Raw genomic sequence first — 17,829 nt, forward strand, 5'->3', positions numbered from 1 at the left:
TCAGTTTAACTGCTGACATTAGGTTGCACGCAGCCTGTGGCTACAGCCTTAGGCACTCACCTTTTCTCCAACGCTCGGTCAGAGTAACGCCCGAAACGCCAGGCGCTGGCGTCTAGCGTGATGCGCCGCCAAGTCTGGCGTTTCGCCGCTGGTGTCATCTCCAGCCAAAACTGAACTTCCTCAAAACTGCGGCCGCAGCCTTTGCACACTTCGTCGCCCTGACTGGTGGAGCAGATCGCGATACAAGGCGTGTCGGCCGTGCTGTCGTACCAGCGCTGCCAAGCCTGCATGGCGGCGTCTGGGAAGCTGTTCTCGTCGGCTTCTGTCTCGTGGTAGAAAACCATTAACGCATACACCTCGGCCAGCGCAATCAGTGGCCGGGCCAAGGTAATGCCGTCGAAGGAAGGGGATTTATCGCGCCAGTAATTAATGGCCGCTTCTATGTCTGTGATGTGTATGCCGGCCATGCGCTGAAGTCAAATCGGGTTAAAAGCTTGGCGTATTTGCAAGCGTGTGGGCAAATTATCCGGCAAGCGCTATTCCCTGATGCGGGACTTGGCTAAAAGCTTAAATTTGCAATTAAATTTATTTCGGCGCCTAATGGCCGTCCGAAGGGGAGTAACTCCTCTGATTTCGCCGCGCTGTTTTTAATTTAACTTGATTTAGCTTGATTTAACTTAAGCAAAGTCGCGGCAATTTCTCACAACAAGTCGTCAATACGAAGCTTATGCTTCCGGTTTGTTGGGCACGCAGCAGCGTGTCGAGCCAGACCTTCGATTAAAACCTGACCGGGTTTGATCGAGAGGTCTCTTGACTCACATTGACTCACGTTCACTCAACACCTCGACCTGACCTTGCCGGTTTGTAATACCGCTGGGAATTCGTACGCCGAATTTCCAAATTGAAACTTGACTAGAAATGTTGTGACTATGGAATTTTTATCCGCCTCTTGGCTGTCAGCACTGCTGACTATCATCTTGATTGACCTGGTGCTGGCTGGCGACAACGCCATCGTCATCGCCTTAGCTGCGCGCTCTTTACCCAAACACCTGCAGAAAAAAGCCATTATTTGGGGCACGGTGGGCGCTATCGCGCTGCGCTCCGCCATGACTATAGGCGTGGTCTGGCTGTTGCAAATTCCGGGGCTAATGGTGGCTGGCGGTCTAGGCCTGCTGTGGATTGCTTACCAGTTGTTGACCAGCCAAGACGGTGAGTCACATGAGGGCGTAGGCTCAGTCACCTTTTGGGGTGCGATGAAAACCATCATCGTGGCCGACGCCTTAATGGGCATAGACAATGTATTGGGCGTAGCTGGCGCTGCCAACGGTGCGTTCGATCTGGTTGTCATAGGTCTGCTGATCAGCATCCCAATTGTGGTTTTGGGCAGCACTATGGTGCTTAAGCTACTCACACGCTTTCCATCCATTATCTATATTGGCTCGGCTGTGTTGGCAATTACAGCGGCCAAAATGATTGTGGGTGAGCAGTTGTTAGACATGGTCTACGGTGGCCCAGACTCACCAGAATCGGCACAAACGCTAAACCGTATTGCCGAGTATGCGACCTACGTAATCGCAGTGGTCGGCGTGTTGGGCAGCGGCTGGTGGGCTGGACAGCGGGCTAAAAAAGCCAAGGCTGCGGTAATGGAAAAGCCCGCTAAGCCAACCGCTTCACATTAAATGGTCAGCATTAAGCACTCCATGTCTGCGCCTTGAATTTTCATGTTCTCATGCATACGCCACAAGATAGCTGATGTATTCTTGCGATCATGAAACTCTTACTTAAATGGCTTTGCAGCGCTTTGGCGCTGCTCATGGTGGCTTATCTTTACCAAGGAGTCAGCGTTAGCAGCTTTGGCGGCGCTTTAATCGCAGCGGCCGTTTTGGGCGCACTCAACGCAGTGCTGCGACCGATACTGGTTTTGCTCACGCTACCGGTCACAGTTGTCACGCTGGGTTTGTTTTTATTTGTTGTCAATGCGCTGATGTTTTGGTCCGCTGCAGGCCTGGTCTCAGGTTTGGCAGTTGCCGGTTTTGGCGCTGCACTGATTGGCTCGGTGCTTTACTCGCTGATTCAGCTAGCGATCGATTTTGTCTTGGAGCGCCTGTTCCTTAACCAGTAAATCGACCTGTCGAGCACGTGCATCGATGATGGAACCCTCGATAAAGTCCGCACTGCTGGGGTCACTGCGCATCAGACCTTGGGCCGCCCGCAACCTATCCAAGGCGCCGGTATATTCAAGTTGCGCCACATGCGCTTCAGCATCCGCACGCACTGCCCGTATACGTTGGTTTTGAAGTCCGTAGGCCTGTGACAGCAGCTGCCAAGCCAGCGCATCGTTGGGGTGAGCTGCGACTAAAGTTTGCAACCGGTCTGCGACTTCTTGCCCACGTCCCAACGCTAGCAGAGCGCGCGATGCCAGCATGATGTCAGCGCGCGTTGTGGCTAGACCCCAATCAATCCGGCTAGCTTGAATGGTTCCTGCCAAGGTATCGATTTCCAGACGCAGCAAGCGCACCGCGTGCAAAGACGGCGGATTACCGGCTAGCTGAGTTTCTAGTTTGGTAGCTAGCCGCTGTGCAGTTGGGTAGTCTCGCAGCCGGCTCGCCGCTAACGCGCCGGCATAAAGCCGGGCAACGCCACGGGCACTAGACGAATCAGAAACAGTGCCCTGCTGTGCCTCAAGCACCATAGTGTGTAGGGCATCAATACCAGGGTCAGAAAGCACGCGCGCGCGTGATGCCATCATGGCGTGTAAGACCAAGGCTTGCGCAGATTCACGCTCACTTGCAGCACTAGCCGGTGCTACATTTTGTGCGGCCAGTTGCAGCCGGGACTGTGCCTCGGCGATACGTTGGGTATTGAGCGGGTGAGTGCGCAGATAGGGAAATGAGCCGTTGTCGTTCAATCGCGATGCTTGCTGGAGCTTGTCAAACATACTCGCTACACCACTGCCTTCAAAGCCTGCGTCCAACATCACACCAAAACCGACACGGTCTGCCTCGCGCTCCATATCACGTGAGAAATTTAACTGGTTTTGCGCTGCCAGCGCTTGGCCACCGACTATCGCTGCGCTACCGGCCTGCGGATTTTTGCCTAAAGCTAAGGCGCCCAAAATCATGGCGCCCACCATCCACGGCGTTTGCTGACTTTGCTGGGTTATTAAACGGGCAATATGGCGCTGAGTCACATGGCTAAGTTCGTGACCGAGCACTGCGGCGAGCTCGTCTCGGCTGCTGACTGTGCTGATCAGACCCAGATGCACACCGAAATAACCGCCGGGCAAGGCAAACGCATTGACAGTGCGGTCACGGATCAAAAATATCTGCCAAGAAAAGCGCTCCTCGAGCTCGGCATTGAGCTCGCCTCTGGCCCGCGCAGCCGCCATCAAAGGCAGCCAAATACTTTGCACATAATCCACCAACACCGGGTCATCCATATAGTCAGCATCGCGGTAAATACTGGCTGCAATGCGCTCACCAATGCGGCGCTCGGCAGCCGGAGTGATCTGCGAGTTCTCGCCCAAAGTAGGTAATGCAGATGCCGAATTAAATGCACCGGGAAGCGGCTGAGCGAATGGGGCACTAGTAGACAACAGCAGTACCAGTAGCGTCAGCCTGTGAGTGAAAGGAAAGCGCTGGCGGGTCGGGTTTAGCGCGAAAAATCGGCCCAAACTTTTACCTATGCCGCAGGCCAAAATGTGAGTCTTACAGAGATAAGGTTGTATCAACATGGTCTTATGATGAGGCATGACAGTAAAGGTTCGTTCAATGACATCGCCAACAATTTCTTCTTCCGCTACAGCAGCATCCACACTCACCCATTTTGATGCTCAAGGCCAAGCCCATATGGTGGACGTAGCGGCCAAAGCCACCACCCACCGAATTGCCATTGCACAAGGCCGCATCGTGATGAATCCGGCCACCCTAGCCATCATCATGCAGGGCAACGCCAAAAAAGGTGATGTGCTGGGCATAGCCCGCGTGGCCGGCATCATGGCGGCCAAAAAAACCAGTGACCTAATTCCACTTTGCCACCCCTTGGCCTTAACTCGCGTGACGGTAGATTTCACTTGCGACGAAATCAACGCCAGCATACATTGCCGCGCCTGCGTGGAAACCGTAGGCCAGACGGGCGTGGAAATGGAAGCGCTGACAGCCGCGCAAATTGCCATGCTCACCATTTACGACATGTGTAAAGCCGTCGACCGGGGCATGACAATTACCGATGTCAAAGTGTTGGAAAAGCATGGCGGTAAATCAGGAAGCTTTACTAATCCTTGAGCGCTCATTCACGCTTGATTCGCTCACATCTTCGCTTTTTTTGCGCCGGATTGAGCTGCATCCAGCGCTCAAACTCCAGCGGAAAAGACTGCTGGTAACGCCGCATTTGCGCCTTGGCCTCGTCCTCAAAACCCAGCATTAAAGCGCTCTCAATACGTTTTTCAATCACACGTGGCTCGGGCGAAAAATGCAGCAACAAGCCTGACGACTCAAAGATCGTTTGTGCATTACTCGGCGTGAGCGGTGTGAGAATCAAGGTAGCAAACCGAGCCTGACCAGCAAACAGCCGTGAATGGTTTATCTTGGTCAGTGTGTCTTCACGGTAGTTAGGGATACGCAACTCAGGCATGAGGTAAATCTGACTGATACGCTGGTAATCCCGTGCCGCATAAATGCACGCCAGAGCCAAAAATACAGCGGTAATACCCACTAATAAACGAGGTAACAGCGACGGTTTTTCTGCTGTATTGCGCCGCCATAAAAACAATAAACAAAGCCCTGCGGCCATCTGAAACGGACCGTACCAAAGGGGATACTCCAGCAAGCTGTGCAGCAGTATCAGCGCCAACACAGCCCACGCCAGCTGCCGCGTCACGTCGCGCTCACGCCAAGGCTTTTGCGTCCAAATCCAAAATACGAATGCAGCGCATAAAGTCAGCGCAATCGGCAAGCCCAGCTCGACCGCTAAATGCAACGGTAAATTGTGTGCGTTATCTAAAATATCGCAAAACCGCGGACCCGTATAAAGCGCCCAATGATGGGCATAAGACAGCTCACCCCAACCCCAACCTAGCCAAGGTTTTTGCGCAATCAAATGCAGCACGTTTGCCCATAACGTCAAGCGACTACTGCACACAGCATCGATCGTATTAAGACGAGCGACCAGGCCTAGTGAGAAAAAGTCACCGCCAGCAAACCAGGGCAAAAGCATCAAAGACAGAGCATAGCTAAGCACACCCACTAACAAAAGATTGCGCGGCAACGCCGCACGCCAGCCAGTCCAAACCAACGGAGCGACTAAGGCCAGCATGGCAATTTGAACTAAACCGGTACGCGAAGAAGACGCCGCATTACCCACAGCAAGTAGCGCTGCAGCAAGTAAAAATAAGGCGTGAGAAAATCGTGATACTGGCTTTTTCATTAGCAGCGCCAACCCAAGCAAAGCCGCTAATGCCAGCATGGTCAGCGTCGCAAACTGATTGCGTTGACGCAAATTAGCAAACGCCTCGCCGAGCGAGGTATGGTTAATCCAAGGACTAAAGACTGCGGAATAGCCTAGGTATTGCAGCAAACCAAACACACTGCTGATCAGGCCCGCAGCGACCCAAGCGTAGGCCACGGGTAAGACCCAGCGTTGATTAAAAGACAAGGGAATTCGATCTTTGATCGCCACCGGAAAAACCGAAAGCAACAGCAAGAAAGCGCTGGCAGCCAGACACACCAGCCATGGAACAACCGCTGCGGATGGACCGGGTGCGAAAGGGTTGAGCCAGGGCAGTAGCAAGGCTAGAAATGCCGCCGCACGAAAAAATTTCAGACTCATGACCGACAGACCAACATCAGTGCAAAAGCTGTTGCAAGGCTGCTCAAAGCCTTGAATTCATAGGCCGTTATAGGGCCGTGGTGCCGTGGATAAACGGGTGCTGGCGCAAAGCTGTCATGAACGTCAATGGGCAAAATTCGATGGGTGGAAAGGGCGTGCATGGCTTGCATTTTAGTGAAGCTCTTGCCAGTCTCGAAAAGATCACAGCACTTGATTTAAAGGATTGCAATTTAACTGAGCTAACACTTTATTTAGCCAAGCAACGGGTGCCGCGTACCGCTTATTTTTACGCCCTTAATTTGAAGATTTAGCCGATAGGAGAGTTGGCGGTGCGATGAAAGAAAGCTGTGGATAGCGCAACTGCAAGGCGAGCCACTCTGCTTGGGCTTCCAGGCAGCGCGCGCTTGAATGAATGCGGCAGATTGAATCTAATGTGTCTCGCGCAACACGCGGTTGAGCGTTTAAACCAGCCGCCAATGCGTAGCGAAATAGTACCGGCGCGTAAGCATATCGCAGCGCAACCATACGCATGGCGTCAAGCGCAGCGGGCGTCATATCCGGTGTCGCCTGTGTGCTGACAAAGCGCTGATACGCTTCTAGCTGATTGAGTAGCCGCCTCGGTTCAATCGGCGTTGAGATAGCATTAACGCCAATACGCGCAGACTCCAAACGCAGTGTGCGGTGCGCTTCTTCAACGTCTAAGTATTCGGTAGCAGTCCAGACAAAAAATACGGCTAACGAACCCACACAAAAAACTGCAAATTTGCGCGGTATCAAAACTTGTACTTTTGACGGCGCCAACCTTTCTAAGCAGCCCATGATCAGGCCCAAAGGAATCAAGAAATAAGCGTATTCAAGCGCGTATTCGAGCAGGCCATGAATAACAATACCGCCAGCCAACACCATCAACCAAACAGAGCCCGCGTCAGTGATTGCCCGCAGCCGAGAAACTAGCCACCAGGTAAGCAGTGCCGCAATAGTCAGGCCCGCAGGAATACCGTTCCACAGCAGCAAATCCAAAATAAAGTTGTGACTGTGCTCAAAATAGTCCCCGATTGGCTGATGGTTCAAAGCAATACGTTGCTGAGCCGAGCCGACCTGCTGCCAGCCGTAACCCAACCATGGCTCTTGGCGAATAGCGTCCAGCATGGCGCGCCAATAAATTAGACGAATGCCGGGTAGCATTTGGTCGGTCAAAGTGCGGCTGGACGTTAACAGCAGCATCTCGCATAAACGCGGCCACAGCAACACCCACCCAATGAAAATACTGCCTAACCCAGTCAACTGCGGCAAGGATACTCGCGAGGTATAAAACCGCCGCGCTAGTGCACCAGCGACCAGGACTAACCCAACCTGAAGCCAGCCAGTGCGCGACTGCGACATGGCCATACCAAAAAGCAGAAAGACGCCAGCCAACCAAAAAACCAGCCGCTGTACCTCACGCCGCTCATAAAGCCATAGCAAGCTGCATAGCCCAATGAGGCAAATTGTCGCGAAGTGGTTGGGCTGGGCCACATTGGCAAACGGTCTTGCGCCCGGTGGTAAATCTGCCATGTAAATACCCAAACTCAAAGCGCCAGTCCACTGAACAAGGGCGATACCCACCGACAAAATCGCAACGATAACCCAACCAAAGGTTAATGCATTAAGTATGTCGCCGGAAAAACGCGACGCTGTGATAAGGGCACCAGTGCCGACAGCAGCCAGCCATAACGCAATATAAAAAGCCGACATAAGGGCATCGCCGTAAAACCAAATTCGGCCAGTAAGCCATTGAAACAGCAGCACCAAACCACTTATAACTGCAACCAATAATAGCGGTCGTGAAACCTTGATATCTGGCGGAGCACGCCACAAAATCACTGCGGCTAGCAACAGCAAAATAGCAATAGCTATGCCGTCGCCCCAAGCAGTCGACCACGGTAAATAATGGTTAGGCATAAGCCAACCAACACCAGAAAAACTGGTGAGAATAATTATTAAAGACGATGTGCGCATTAACGAAAAAAGCGGCCAAGGCCGCTTTTTATATTAAAAATATTTTTTAAACTGTTCTGCACGAACCTGGTAAAAATTTAGCAGGTAAGCCAGCCGCCGCAGTAGGTCCACACACCCACATTTGAATGGGTGTACCGGCAACTATAGCGTTACATGTTGCGAAAGTTGTAGCAGTCGCATTACTGCATGGCTGCAATTGAATGCTGCCAACAGCAGTTCCTCCAAGATTTTGAGTTAATACAGTAACAACTCCAGTTCCAACAGTCGTAACCGATGCAACGAACCTAGTAGTTGGGGATGCCGATTCACAGCCCCAAGCGTTTACTGCTGCAGCTAAGGGAAGTACGGTAGCAGTTTGCACAGTCTCAGTAATTGAGGTTCGGCAAGTAGAGCCAGCGAGAATCACTTCAGACACCTTAGCCTTGACCGTGTAATCCTGATACGCCGGCAGTGCCACAGCAGCCAAAATACCAATAATCGCCACGACGATCATCAATTCGATAAGGGTAAAACCCTGTTGTAGTTGACGTTTCATAAAGAACTCCAAAAAAGTAAGGACAGATATCCGCTTTTTGTCACAGCAAATCGCGACCAGATAAAAGACGAATGCCGATTACAGTCTAGCCCGATTTTCGCTTCAATATGTGACGTTTTTAGTATAAAAAAAGAAAATGGTCGCCAATATGTTACGGAACGAGACGTCTTAGTCCTGAACAAACTGCATCGCAGTACCAGCGAGCATCAACATATCGCCGTTTTTGAGTAACGCTGCATCATCGCCAATCGGCAAACCGTTGAGCAAGGGTCGCTCTTGACCGTCCACATGCACCAACACAAAGCCTTGCGCTCGCTTGGTAATAGTCGCTACCGCTTGGCCAGGCTTGCCTATCGTTGTGACGACCTTAACCAGAACGATTTCGCGATCCGCTGCCACACCAGACAGGACCTTGATAGAGGCATTAAAACTGGCCACTGAATGCGGGGCTGTGATGCGCGTGGCTGTATCTGACTCGCTGGCGTGCCGACTTCCAACGCTGCTATTTTCGGGCTCGCTTAGGTACTCGATCTTGAAGTTACCAATTTCAATTACGTCCTTGTTTTGTAAAAGCTGCCTTTTCACAACCTTGCCATTCACGCAGCTGCCGTTGGTGCTATTTAAATCTTCTAAGAACACATCTTCGCCGCTTATTTGCACCAACGCATGCTCGCCGCTGACGGCAAGATTATCGATCACTATGTCGTTATAAGGTCGCCTACCTAGGGAGGTTCGGCTCTTCGTCAATTGGACTTCATTGATGACGACACCATCTTTAGAGACGATTATTTTCGGCATGGCCGACTCCTGTTTAATTTTGCTCTGTCAGGCTGTATTTATTTGCCCAGCATACGGGACAAAAAACTGCGTTTTTCAAGCGCTTGACTGGCCAGTACCAGCAACACAGAAATGTTATCGCGCCCGCCGCTGGTGTTGGCCGCCGAAGTCAAGCGCCAAGCTTTTTGCTCTAATGATTCAAAGCCTTGCATGATCTCGGAAATCACTTCATCGCGCACCATATCTGAGAGTCCGTCGGAACACATCAAATACAGATCACCAGACTCCACACGGTGCTCGTGAATCTCTAGCGCCACACCATCTTCAACCCCCAAAGCACGCGTCACCAAGTTACGGTTGCTAGAAGTCAACGCCGCCTCTGGCGTGATCAGCCCAGCATCAATTTGCTCTTGCAACAGGGAATGGTCTTTAGTGATTTGCACCAGCGCATCGCCGCGCAAGCGGTAACAACGCGAGTCACCGATATGGCCTAGCGTTAAGCAGTCGTTATGAAACACACCAACTACCAAAGTAGTGCCCATGCCGGTGTACTGAGGATTGGAATTGCCGGCGTTATAAATCGAATGATTGGCATTTTCAACGCAGATTTCCATCGCCCGCCTAACGCCTTTGGGCAACGGATTTAGCCCAGTTTGTGTGAGCCAGCGACCCATCTCAGCGTTAATAAAGGTCGCCGCCATAGCACTGGCAACTTCACCTGCGTTATAGCCTCCCATGCCGTCGGCAAGTATGCACAAACGCGTTGACACATCAAAGCAGACCACGTCTTCGTTATTGCTTCGAATCAGTCCTGGATCGGTTTGACTGAAGAACTCATAATTCATTTTTTTGCAACTTAAGTCGCAGCAGCTCTTGGGCTCGAGCGCCACAGTTGGCGACATTGAAGAAGTCGGACTTACGCACGAACGGCTCCACTTATCTGAGCGAGTCTATCAGGCAAGTCCGCGCAAAAGGGCTAAAAGCTAAAGCACTTGTGTCACGAAAAAATCCCCAAAGCTTGTCATTTCGGAGTTGAAAAATCTACGCTTTCGCTACTAGTCGCCTACCCAACCGAATACCGACTGCAATAGTATTAATCCAAAGTAGCGTTGCTGCGCCGATTAAGAATACTGCCCAGCCCAGTCACTAGCAGCGCGCCCAGTACGCCGGCAAAAATCACCACTTGCTGACTGATCACGCCAAATTGCGCGCTGATAGCGGGATCGGTGAGCAGCATCTCGCCAGCCAAAAAACCCAGCATCGCGGCACCGACGGTGATGATGACGGGAAAGCGCTCCATCACCTTGGTCAAAAAAGTTGCGCCGAAAATGATCAGCGGAATACTCACCAGCAAGCCCAAAATGAGTAGCGGTAAATTACCGTTTGCGGCGGCAGCGACGGCCAGCACATTGTCTAGACTCATGATCAGATCAGCGACCAAAATAGTCCGAATCGCGACCAGCATGCTGCTGACCATATGACCGCCTTCACTGGCCTCATTTCCGCCCTTGAGCAGGTCAACACCAATGTAGACAAGTAGCACCGCACCGCCTGCTTTGAGGTAGGGCAAGGAGAGCAACTCAATCGCTACAACAGTCAGCACAATGCGCATCACTATGGCCGCAGCAGTGCCCCAGAAAATGGCTTGGCCGCGCTGCTTGTGCTCTAGCGTGCGTGCAGCCATCGCAATCACCACGGCGTTGTCGCCTGACAGCACGATATTGGCCAGTACTATAGAGCCAAAGGCGCTCCACACCTGCGCTGAAGAAAGATCAAGTCCGAAAATCATGGCAGCTCCGATAGAGGAAACGAAAGAAAGCGCCAACAGGCGCTTTCTTTCAAAGTTCTTTCAGTCTAGCCCGGGCTTGGCGCGTATTGCATTGGTAATACTGCTTACACAATTAAGCGACCAAGATGCAATCCCAGCCGATTTTCAATTCACGTCCTAAAGCCTGCCGAAATTGCCGACGCTTAAAGTAACGCCTTGAGCAACTTAGCCATCTCGGACGGATTACGCGTGACGGTAAAACCGCAAGCTTCCATGATGGCCAACTTGGCATCCGCCGTGTCTGCGCCACCAGAAATCAGCGCACCGGCATGGCCCATGCGCTTACCTGCTGGAGCGGTAACGCCAGCGATAAAACCAACGATAGGTTTTTTCATGTGGAGCTTGCACCACTCGGCCGCTTCAGCTTCATCGGGTCCGCCGATTTCACCAATCATGATGACAGCGTCGGTATCCGGATCATCGTTGAAAGCGCGCATCACATCGATATGCTTCAAACCATTGATTGGGTCGCCACCAATGCCGACGGCGCTGGACTGACCCAAGCCGATTTCGGTCAACTGCGCAACCGCTTCATAAGTCAGCGTGCCGGAGCGGCTAACCACACCGATACGGCCCTTGCGGTGAATATGGCCGGGCATGATGCCGATCTTGAGTTCGTCTGGCGTGATCAGGCCCGGGCAGTTAGGGCCGAGCAGCAGCGTGCGTTTGCCGCCAGCAGCTTCCTTGGCCTTCATGCGGTTGCGAATTTCCAGCATGTCGCGAACCGGTATGCCTTCAGTGATGCAAATGGCCAGGTCGAGGTTAGCTTCTACAGCTTCCCATATAGCCGCAGCCGCACCAGCTGGTGGCACGTAAATGACCGATACCGTGGCGCCCGTGGCCGATGCGGCTTCAGACACGTTAGCAAAAATTGGTATGCCTTCGAAATCTTCACCGGCCTTTTTCGGGTTCACGCCAGCCACGAATGCGGCCTTTCCATTGGCGTACTCACGGCACATGCGGGTGTGGAATTGACCGGTCTTGCCAGTAATGCCTTGCGTGATGACTTTGGTGTCTTTATTGATGTAAATCGACATGATGTGTTCTTTCGCTATTGGCTATGCTGGCGTTAGGCTTTTGCAGTGCTGACGGCTTTAACAGCAGCTTGTGCTGCTTCTGCCATGGTGTTGGCCGCAATAATGGGCAGACCGGAGTCAGCCAGCATTTTCTTGCCCAAGTCTTCGTTAGTGCCCTTCATGCGCACCACCAAAGGCACCGACAGATTGACGGCTTTACAAGCTGCAATCACGCCGCCGGCAATGGTGTCGCACTTCATGATGCCGCCAAAGATGTTGACCAAAATACCCTTGACTTCTGGATTTTTGAGCATGATCTTGAAGGCTTCTGTGACTTTTTCTGCAGTTGCGCCGCCGCCCACATCCAAGAAGTTAGCCGGCTCGCCGCCAAACAATTTGATAGTGTCCATAGTCGCCATAGCCAGGCCTGCACCATTGACCAAGCAGCCGATATTGCCGTCTAAGCTGATGTAGGCCAGGTCGAACTTGCTGGCTTCGATTTCAGCTTGGTCTTCTTCGTCCAAGTCGCGGTAAGCGACTAACTCGGGGTGGCGAAACAGTGCATTGGGGTCAAAGTTGAACTTAGCGTCCAATGCTTTGATATGACCATTGCCTTCAAGCACTAACGGATTGATCTCGACCAGCGAGGCATCCGTGTCCATATAGACTTTGTAAAGCTTTTTGAGCACATCAATGCACTCGGCAGTAGAGGCGGCCGGTACGGTCATGCCGTCGGCCAGTTCCTTGGCTTGCGCATCGGTCAGACCCACAGCTGGATCGACGAAAACCTTGATGATTTTCTCCGGCGTTGCGTGGGCAACTTCTTCGATGTCCATACCGCCTTCTGACGACGCCATCAGAGCGACGCGCTGAGTTGCGCGGTCGGTCACGGCCGAAACGTAATATTCTTTTTTGATGTCCGCGCCTTCTTCGATCAAGAGGCGGCGAACCTTTTGGCCAGCCGCATCGGTCTGGTGTGTGACCAGCTGCATGCCGAGGATTTCGGTGGCCAGTGCACGAACTTCTTCGACACTGCGAGCGAGCTTAACGCCGCCGCCTTTGCCGCGACCGCCAGCGTGAATCTGAGCTTTAACTACCCAGACTGGACCGCCGAGTTTTTGTGCGGCTTCTACCGCTTCTTGCACTGTGAATGCCGGAATGCCGCGTGGCACTGGCACATCGAAACTACGCAAGATTTCCTTGCCCTGATACTCGTGAATTTTCATGAAAAAACCTTCAGAATTCAATAAAGAGGGGGTCTGCAACAAAGCTTCATGGGGGGGCGGTCAAGACACTTTTAGCCTCTAACGCCGACTCAAAACGCTGTGTTAGCGTTGACGGGGATAGCAAGGGAGAACTGTATCATGGTGCATTGCACAAAACTTTTCTTAAACTTACGCAGGTTTTCAAGCCTATTAATGCGCTACTTATTTAAGAAAATGCCTGAAACTAATCACTGCCAAGCAAGGCTTTGCGCCCGCCTTGTTTAACCGAGAGCCCAGAACCCATATGCCAAAGATTTTCATTGACGGCGAAGCCGGTACCACTGGCTTGCAAATCCTAGAGCGTTTGCAGGCCATGCCGCAAATCACGCTGCTCAGCATCACGCCTGAGTTGCGCAAAAACGCAGCCGCTAAACTGGATTTAATGGCACAAGCCGATCTGGTCATACTCTGTCTGCACGACGACGCTGCGCGCGAATCGGTGGCCATGATTGACAGCTTAAGCGGCAAAAAACCCAAGATTATTGATGCCTCAACGGCACACCGCACAGCCCCTGGTTGGGTCTACGGCTTTCCCGAACTAAGCCGCACTCACGCCGCGCTAGTCGCTGACGCCGAGCGCGTTGGCAACCCGGGCTGCTATGCCACCGGCGCCATCGCACTCATCAGGCCGCTAATAGACGCCGGTCTGCTTGACGCGGATGCAGCGCTGGCCTTGCCAGCTGTGAGCGGCTACTCCGGCGGTGGTCGCCAGATGATTGAAGCCTACCAAGCGGGAGACGCGCCGCTTTACGAAATCTACGGCCTTAGCCTTGAGCACAAGCACCTGCCAGAAATCATGCGCCACACGGGTTTAAGCCGGCGTCCTGTTTTCACGCCAGCCGTCGGCAACTTCATGCAAGGTATGTTGGTGCAACTGCCGCTGCATTTAGATTTAATGCCCGGTAAGCCAACAGCGGCGCGTATCAAAGAAGCGCTTAGCCAACACTATGCGGACAGCCCATGGGTGTCAGTAGAAGATGCGCCAGAGTCCGGCAAACTTGACGCGCTGGCTTTAAATGACAGCAACAAAATGGAACTACGCGTCTTTGGCAATGAAAAATATCGCCACGCGGTGCTGATTGCACGGCTGGACAACTTAGGCAAAGGCGCCTCGGGTGCAGCGGTGCAAAATCTTAGATTAATGCTGGGGCTTTGAACTATACGAGTTCATACGGCGCCAGTCGCTAACGGGTAATCGAGTAATCGAGTAATCGAGTAATCGAGTAATCGAGTAATCGAGTAATCGAGTCTGAGTATTGCCAACCCAAGCATAGCTAACAAGATACCGGTAATTGCGGGCTGGCAAACCCGCATCAACCGTTAATACCGCAACTCTCGCAAGCTTGGATCGGCCTACTTTTCACATCTTCTCTTGGCTGTTTAAGCCTAATTCAGCTTACTTTTCAGTCTTCTTCTAGCCGCGCAATCACGCGCCGAATCACATCCCCGCTAAAACCGCGCCCGGCCAAAAACCTCGCTTGTTTGGCGCGCGCTGCGCCGTCAATGCCGGGGACTGCAAACTTCTTGCGCCAGATCAGGCTGGCCCGCTCGAATTCACTGGCCTTGAGCGCATCTACCGCATCCGTCACCACTTGAGCGCCCAGTCCCTTGGACTGCAACTCGTAACGCAGTCTTGCGGCGCCAAAACGCGCTGCCTTACGGTGTACAACCGAGTCGGCCACGCGTTGCTCGCTGATGAAGTCCTTGGCCTGCAAATCGTCTAGCACTTGGGCTAGCTGGCCTGGCGATTCTTCATGCGGCGCCAGCTTGCGTTCAAGCTCGCTGCGCGAATGCTCTCTGGCGCTGAGGTAACGCAGGGCTCGACCCTTGAGTGACAGCGTCATGCCGGATTTGCTGCGCGGCTTGTCCGAGTGAGTCCGCGCCGCACTGCTGCGAACGGCGTCGTCGGATGGCTTAAACATCACTCACTCCGCAAAGCCTTGGTGTCAAGCCGCAGCCTTGGGCGCCTTGTCTATCTTCTCGGCTTTTTCTGCTTTCTCGGCTTTAGCTGGCTTATCCGCAGACTTATCCGCACCGCCTTGGCCCGGCTGTATCAAAGGAATGCCGAGTGACTCACGCACCTTGTTTTCGATTTCCATCGCCAACGCTGGATTTTCCTTGAGAAATTCACGCGAATTGTCCCGCCCTTGGCCGATTTTTTCACCGTTGTAGGCATACCAAGCACCGGCTTTTTCAACAATATGGCCAGCCACGCCTAGGTCTAACACTTCGCCCAAGCGGCTAATGCCTTCACCGTAAAGAATGTCAAACTCCGCCGTTTTAAAAGGTGAGGCAACCTTGTTTTTGACCACTTTGACACGCGTCTCGTTGCCTATGATTTCTTCGCCCTTTTTGATCGAACCAATGCGGCGTATGTCTAAGCGTACCGACGCGTAAAACTTCAGCGCGTTGCCGCCTGTCGTCGTCTCGGGTGAGCCAAACATGACACCAATTTTCATGCGAATTTGATTGATAAAAATCACCATGCAATTGGCTTTTTTGATGGTCGCAGTGAGTTTACGCAGCGCCTGGCTCATCAATCTAGCCTGCAGACCGGGCAACGAGTCACCCATCTCACCTTCGAGTTCGGCCTTGGGCGTGAGCGCGGCGACCGAGTCAATCACGATCAAGTCAACTGCGCCGGAGCGAGTCAAAGCATCAACGATTTCCAGCGCTTGCTCACCGGTATCGGGCTGACTGATCAGCAACTCTTGCAGATTAACGCCTAGCTTTTGCGCGTACTGAATGTCCAGAGCATGCTCGGCATCGACAAAAGCACAGGTGCCGCCCAGCTTTTGCATCTCGGCAATCACTTGCAAAGTCAATGTCGTTTTACCCGAGGACTCAGGGCCGTAGATTTCGACCACCCGGCCGCGCGGCAAGCCGCCAACACCGAGTGCGATGTCTAGGCCTAGGGAGCCGGTGGAGACAACTTGAATGTCTTCGATCACCTCTCCAGCACCCAACTTCATGATGGTGCCCTTGCCAAACTGTTTCTCAATCTGTGCCAATGCGGCCTGCAAGGCCTTGGCTTTTTCTGTGTTCAAGGCGGGGTTGGCTTTATTTGGCAAGTCCATAAAAAACTCCTGGGTAGGTCAATAATTTAAAAAGTTGAGCATTTGTTTGACGTTACTGGCGTTAACAACATGCTGGATACATAACCAGTACTTTATGGCTGACATACCAATAAGTAAACCCTATTTTTAGTCAGTTTACCTGTCTATATTTTGCTACCATGAAGCCATGCAAACTTCTATAACCAGTCCGACAACACACCCGGGTGACAGTTGGCGTCTCACGCATTTAGGCCGTCTGCTGGGTCAGTCCATGCGCCGTTTTGACGAGCGCGTCCTGTGGCTGATGGCACGCAATGTAGAGGTGCCGTTGGCGCTGGCCAATTTAGCCGCGCGCAACCAAGTCGGGGCGGCCCATATACACATCACCCGACATCTGGCGGTGACAGGCTCGCGGCTAACCGATTTAGCGGCGAGTGCCGGCATGAGCAAACAAGCCATGGCTGAACTGGTCGATCAATGCGAAGCCTGGGGCTTGGTAACACGCGAGAATGATCCGCACGACAAGCGGGCGCGCCAAGTGCGTTTTACCGACACCGGTCAGCTCTGGCTAAAGGCCTTCCAGCGGGCAGTGGAACAAGCCGAGGAGGAGTTTCGCCAAGCGGTTGGTCAAGACGTAGCCACCGTGGTAGCTCTCGGTCTGGAGGCCTATGCGGGTGCGCAAGATTAGTTTTAAAAACCACCGAAGAAAAGCGTCAAAATAGCGCGACTGAACAATAGCCTAAAATTTGTAAGTAAATATATCAACACGCCAGCCAGCACCAGCACAGTGGGGTCGGTTCACGGAGGACAAACATGCGAATTTTGATTGCCGAAGATGACCAAGTTCTAGCCGATGGCTTGTTGCGTACTCTGCGTGCGTCTGGTGCAGCCGTCGACCATGTCGCTAGTGGCACCGAGGCTGATGCCGCTTTGCTGACGAATACTGAGTTTGATTTATTAATCCTCGATCTAGGACTGCCGCGCATGCACGGACTCGAAGTGCTCAAGCGCTTGCGGGCGCGCGGCTCAGCGTTACCGGTGCTCATTCTCACGGCCGCCGACAGCGTAGAAGAGCGCGTCAAAGGCCTGGACTACGGCGCTGACGACTACATGGCCAAGCCCTTTTCACTGCAAGAACTCGAAGCCAGAGTGCGCGCGCTGATTCGCCGCGGCATGGGCGGCGCAAGCAGCACCATCAAGCACGGCCCACTGGTGTATGACCAAGCTGGCCGCGTCGCCACCATAGACGGACAAATGCTAGAACTCTCAGCACGTGAACTGGGCTTACTCGAGGTGCTGCTACAGCGCGCTGGCCGTTTAGTTAGCAAAGATCAGTTGGTCGAGCGCCTGTGCGAATGGGGCGAGGAGGTCAGCAACAACGCGATCGAAGTCTACATTCACCGGCTCCGTAAAAAGATTGAAAAAGGCCCGATACGCATTGCAACTGTTCGCGGTTTAGGTTATTGCCTTGAGAAAATTCCCGGTTAATGATTCACGCCATGGCGTTCTCAACGCCCACGCAAACCTG

At 52.8% G+C, this 17,829-nt stretch carries 19 protein-coding genes; 7 read left to right on the forward strand and 12 right to left on the reverse strand.

Going from position 1 to position 17,829, the window contains the following annotated elements:
• Window positions 1-56 precede the first annotated feature (56 nt).
• Window positions 57-467, reverse strand: coding sequence for a DUF3717 domain-containing protein (locus HC248_RS17140; RefSeq protein WP_168923540.1), 411 nt, complete (start codon window positions 465-467; stop codon window positions 57-59).
• A gap of 462 nt (window positions 468-929) precedes the next feature.
• On the opposite strand from HC248_RS17140, the gene HC248_RS17145 reads away from it, so the two are divergent.
• Together HC248_RS17145 and HC248_RS17150 are read left to right on the forward strand one after the other, a co-directional pair.
• On the forward strand, window positions 930-1,679 hold the full coding sequence (locus tag HC248_RS17145; protein ID WP_168923541.1) for a TerC family protein: 750 nt from the start codon (window positions 930-932) through the stop codon (window positions 1,677-1,679).
• A gap of 89 nt (window positions 1,680-1,768) precedes the next feature.
• On the forward strand, window positions 1,769-2,122 hold the full coding sequence (locus HC248_RS17150; protein WP_168923542.1) for a phage holin family protein: 354 nt from the start codon (window positions 1,769-1,771) through the stop codon (window positions 2,120-2,122).
• Here the strand turns inward: HC248_RS17150 and HC248_RS17155 are convergent.
• Window positions 2,078-3,751, reverse strand: a complete 1,674-nt coding sequence (locus HC248_RS17155; protein WP_238342669.1) for a M48 family metalloprotease — start codon at window positions 3,749-3,751, stop codon at window positions 2,078-2,080. The two genes, HC248_RS17150 and HC248_RS17155, sit on opposite strands and share 45 nt — an antisense overlap.
• A gap of 19 nt (window positions 3,752-3,770) precedes the next feature.
• On the opposite strand from HC248_RS17155, the gene moaC reads away from it, so the two are divergent.
• Window positions 3,771-4,283: a cyclic pyranopterin monophosphate synthase MoaC gene (moaC, locus tag HC248_RS17160; RefSeq protein WP_168923543.1), complete on the forward strand. Its 513-nt coding sequence runs from the start codon at window positions 3,771-3,773 to the stop codon at window positions 4,281-4,283.
• Window positions 4,284-4,287: 4 nt separating this feature from the next.
• Here the strand turns inward: moaC and HC248_RS17165 are convergent, their stop codons facing one another.
• A complete protein-coding gene (locus HC248_RS17165) occupies window positions 4,288-5,826 on the reverse strand; it encodes a PglL family O-oligosaccharyltransferase (protein WP_168923544.1) in 1,539 nt (512 codons plus the stop codon).
• A 116-nt stretch (window positions 5,827-5,942) separates the two neighbouring features.
• Between HC248_RS17165 and HC248_RS17170 the strand changes: the two genes are divergently transcribed.
• Complete coding sequence (locus tag HC248_RS17170) at window positions 5,943-6,137, forward strand: hypothetical protein (RefSeq protein ID WP_168923545.1); 195 nt, start codon at window positions 5,943-5,945, stop codon at window positions 6,135-6,137.
• Here the strand turns inward: HC248_RS17170 and HC248_RS17175 are convergent.
• From HC248_RS17175 to sucC, 7 genes are all read right to left on the reverse strand, one after another.
• The gene (locus HC248_RS17175; RefSeq protein ID WP_168923546.1) at window positions 6,121-7,767 is read right to left on the reverse strand and encodes a PglL family O-oligosaccharyltransferase; all 1,647 of its coding nucleotides are present in this window, start codon (window positions 7,765-7,767) and stop codon (window positions 6,121-6,123) included. The two genes, HC248_RS17170 and HC248_RS17175, sit on opposite strands and share 17 nt — an antisense overlap.
• 103 nt (window positions 7,768-7,870) lie before the next feature.
• Window positions 7,871-8,359, reverse strand: a complete 489-nt coding sequence (locus tag HC248_RS17180; RefSeq protein ID WP_168923547.1) for a pilin — start codon at window positions 8,357-8,359, stop codon at window positions 7,871-7,873.
• Window positions 8,360-8,527: 168 nt separating this feature from the next.
• A complete protein-coding gene (locus HC248_RS17185; protein WP_168923548.1) occupies window positions 8,528-9,157 on the reverse strand; it encodes an FHA domain-containing protein in 630 nt (209 codons plus the stop codon).
• 38 nt (window positions 9,158-9,195) lie between these two features.
• A complete protein-coding gene (locus HC248_RS17190; RefSeq protein ID WP_168923549.1) occupies window positions 9,196-9,981 on the reverse strand; it encodes a Stp1/IreP family PP2C-type Ser/Thr phosphatase in 786 nt (261 codons plus the stop codon).
• Window positions 9,982-10,229: 248 nt separating this feature from the next.
• The gene (locus HC248_RS17195) at window positions 10,230-10,925 is read right to left on the reverse strand and encodes a TerC family protein (protein ID WP_168923550.1); all 696 of its coding nucleotides are present in this window, start codon (window positions 10,923-10,925) and stop codon (window positions 10,230-10,232) included.
• A 182-nt stretch (window positions 10,926-11,107) separates the two neighbouring features.
• Complete coding sequence (gene sucD / locus HC248_RS17200; RefSeq protein ID WP_168923551.1) at window positions 11,108-12,001, reverse strand: succinate--CoA ligase subunit alpha; 894 nt, start codon at window positions 11,999-12,001, stop codon at window positions 11,108-11,110.
• Between the two features lie 32 nt (window positions 12,002-12,033).
• Window positions 12,034-13,206, reverse strand: a complete 1,173-nt coding sequence (gene sucC, locus HC248_RS17205; protein ID WP_168923552.1) for an ADP-forming succinate--CoA ligase subunit beta — start codon at window positions 13,204-13,206, stop codon at window positions 12,034-12,036.
• 283 nt (window positions 13,207-13,489) lie between these two features.
• Between sucC and argC the strand changes: the two genes are divergently transcribed.
• A complete protein-coding gene (gene argC / locus HC248_RS17210; RefSeq protein ID WP_168923553.1) occupies window positions 13,490-14,401 on the forward strand; it encodes an N-acetyl-gamma-glutamyl-phosphate reductase in 912 nt (303 codons plus the stop codon).
• Window positions 14,402-14,648: 247 nt separating this feature from the next.
• On the opposite strand, the gene recX is transcribed toward argC, so the two are convergent.
• Both recX and recA read right to left on the reverse strand, forming a co-directional pair.
• Window positions 14,649-15,089: a recombination regulator RecX gene (gene recX, locus HC248_RS17215; protein ID WP_168923920.1), complete on the reverse strand. Its 441-nt coding sequence runs from the start codon at window positions 15,087-15,089 to the stop codon at window positions 14,649-14,651.
• A gap of 102 nt (window positions 15,090-15,191) precedes the next feature.
• On the reverse strand, window positions 15,192-16,322 hold the full coding sequence (recA, locus tag HC248_RS17220) for a recombinase RecA (RefSeq protein ID WP_168923554.1): 1,131 nt from the start codon (window positions 16,320-16,322) through the stop codon (window positions 15,192-15,194).
• A gap of 166 nt (window positions 16,323-16,488) precedes the next feature.
• Here recA and HC248_RS17225 point away from each other — a divergent pair, with 166 nt between their 5' ends.
• A complete protein-coding gene (locus HC248_RS17225; RefSeq protein ID WP_168923555.1) occupies window positions 16,489-16,989 on the forward strand; it encodes a MarR family winged helix-turn-helix transcriptional regulator in 501 nt (166 codons plus the stop codon).
• A 125-nt stretch (window positions 16,990-17,114) separates the two neighbouring features.
• Window positions 17,115-17,789, forward strand: coding sequence for a response regulator (locus HC248_RS17230; protein ID WP_168923556.1), 675 nt, complete (start codon window positions 17,115-17,117; stop codon window positions 17,787-17,789).
• The last annotated feature ends 40 nt before the right edge of the window (window positions 17,790-17,829 follow it).

This window comes from Polaromonas vacuolata, from assembly GCF_012584515.1.
Classification (GTDB): domain Bacteria; phylum Pseudomonadota; class Gammaproteobacteria; order Burkholderiales; family Burkholderiaceae_C; genus Polaromonas; species Polaromonas vacuolata.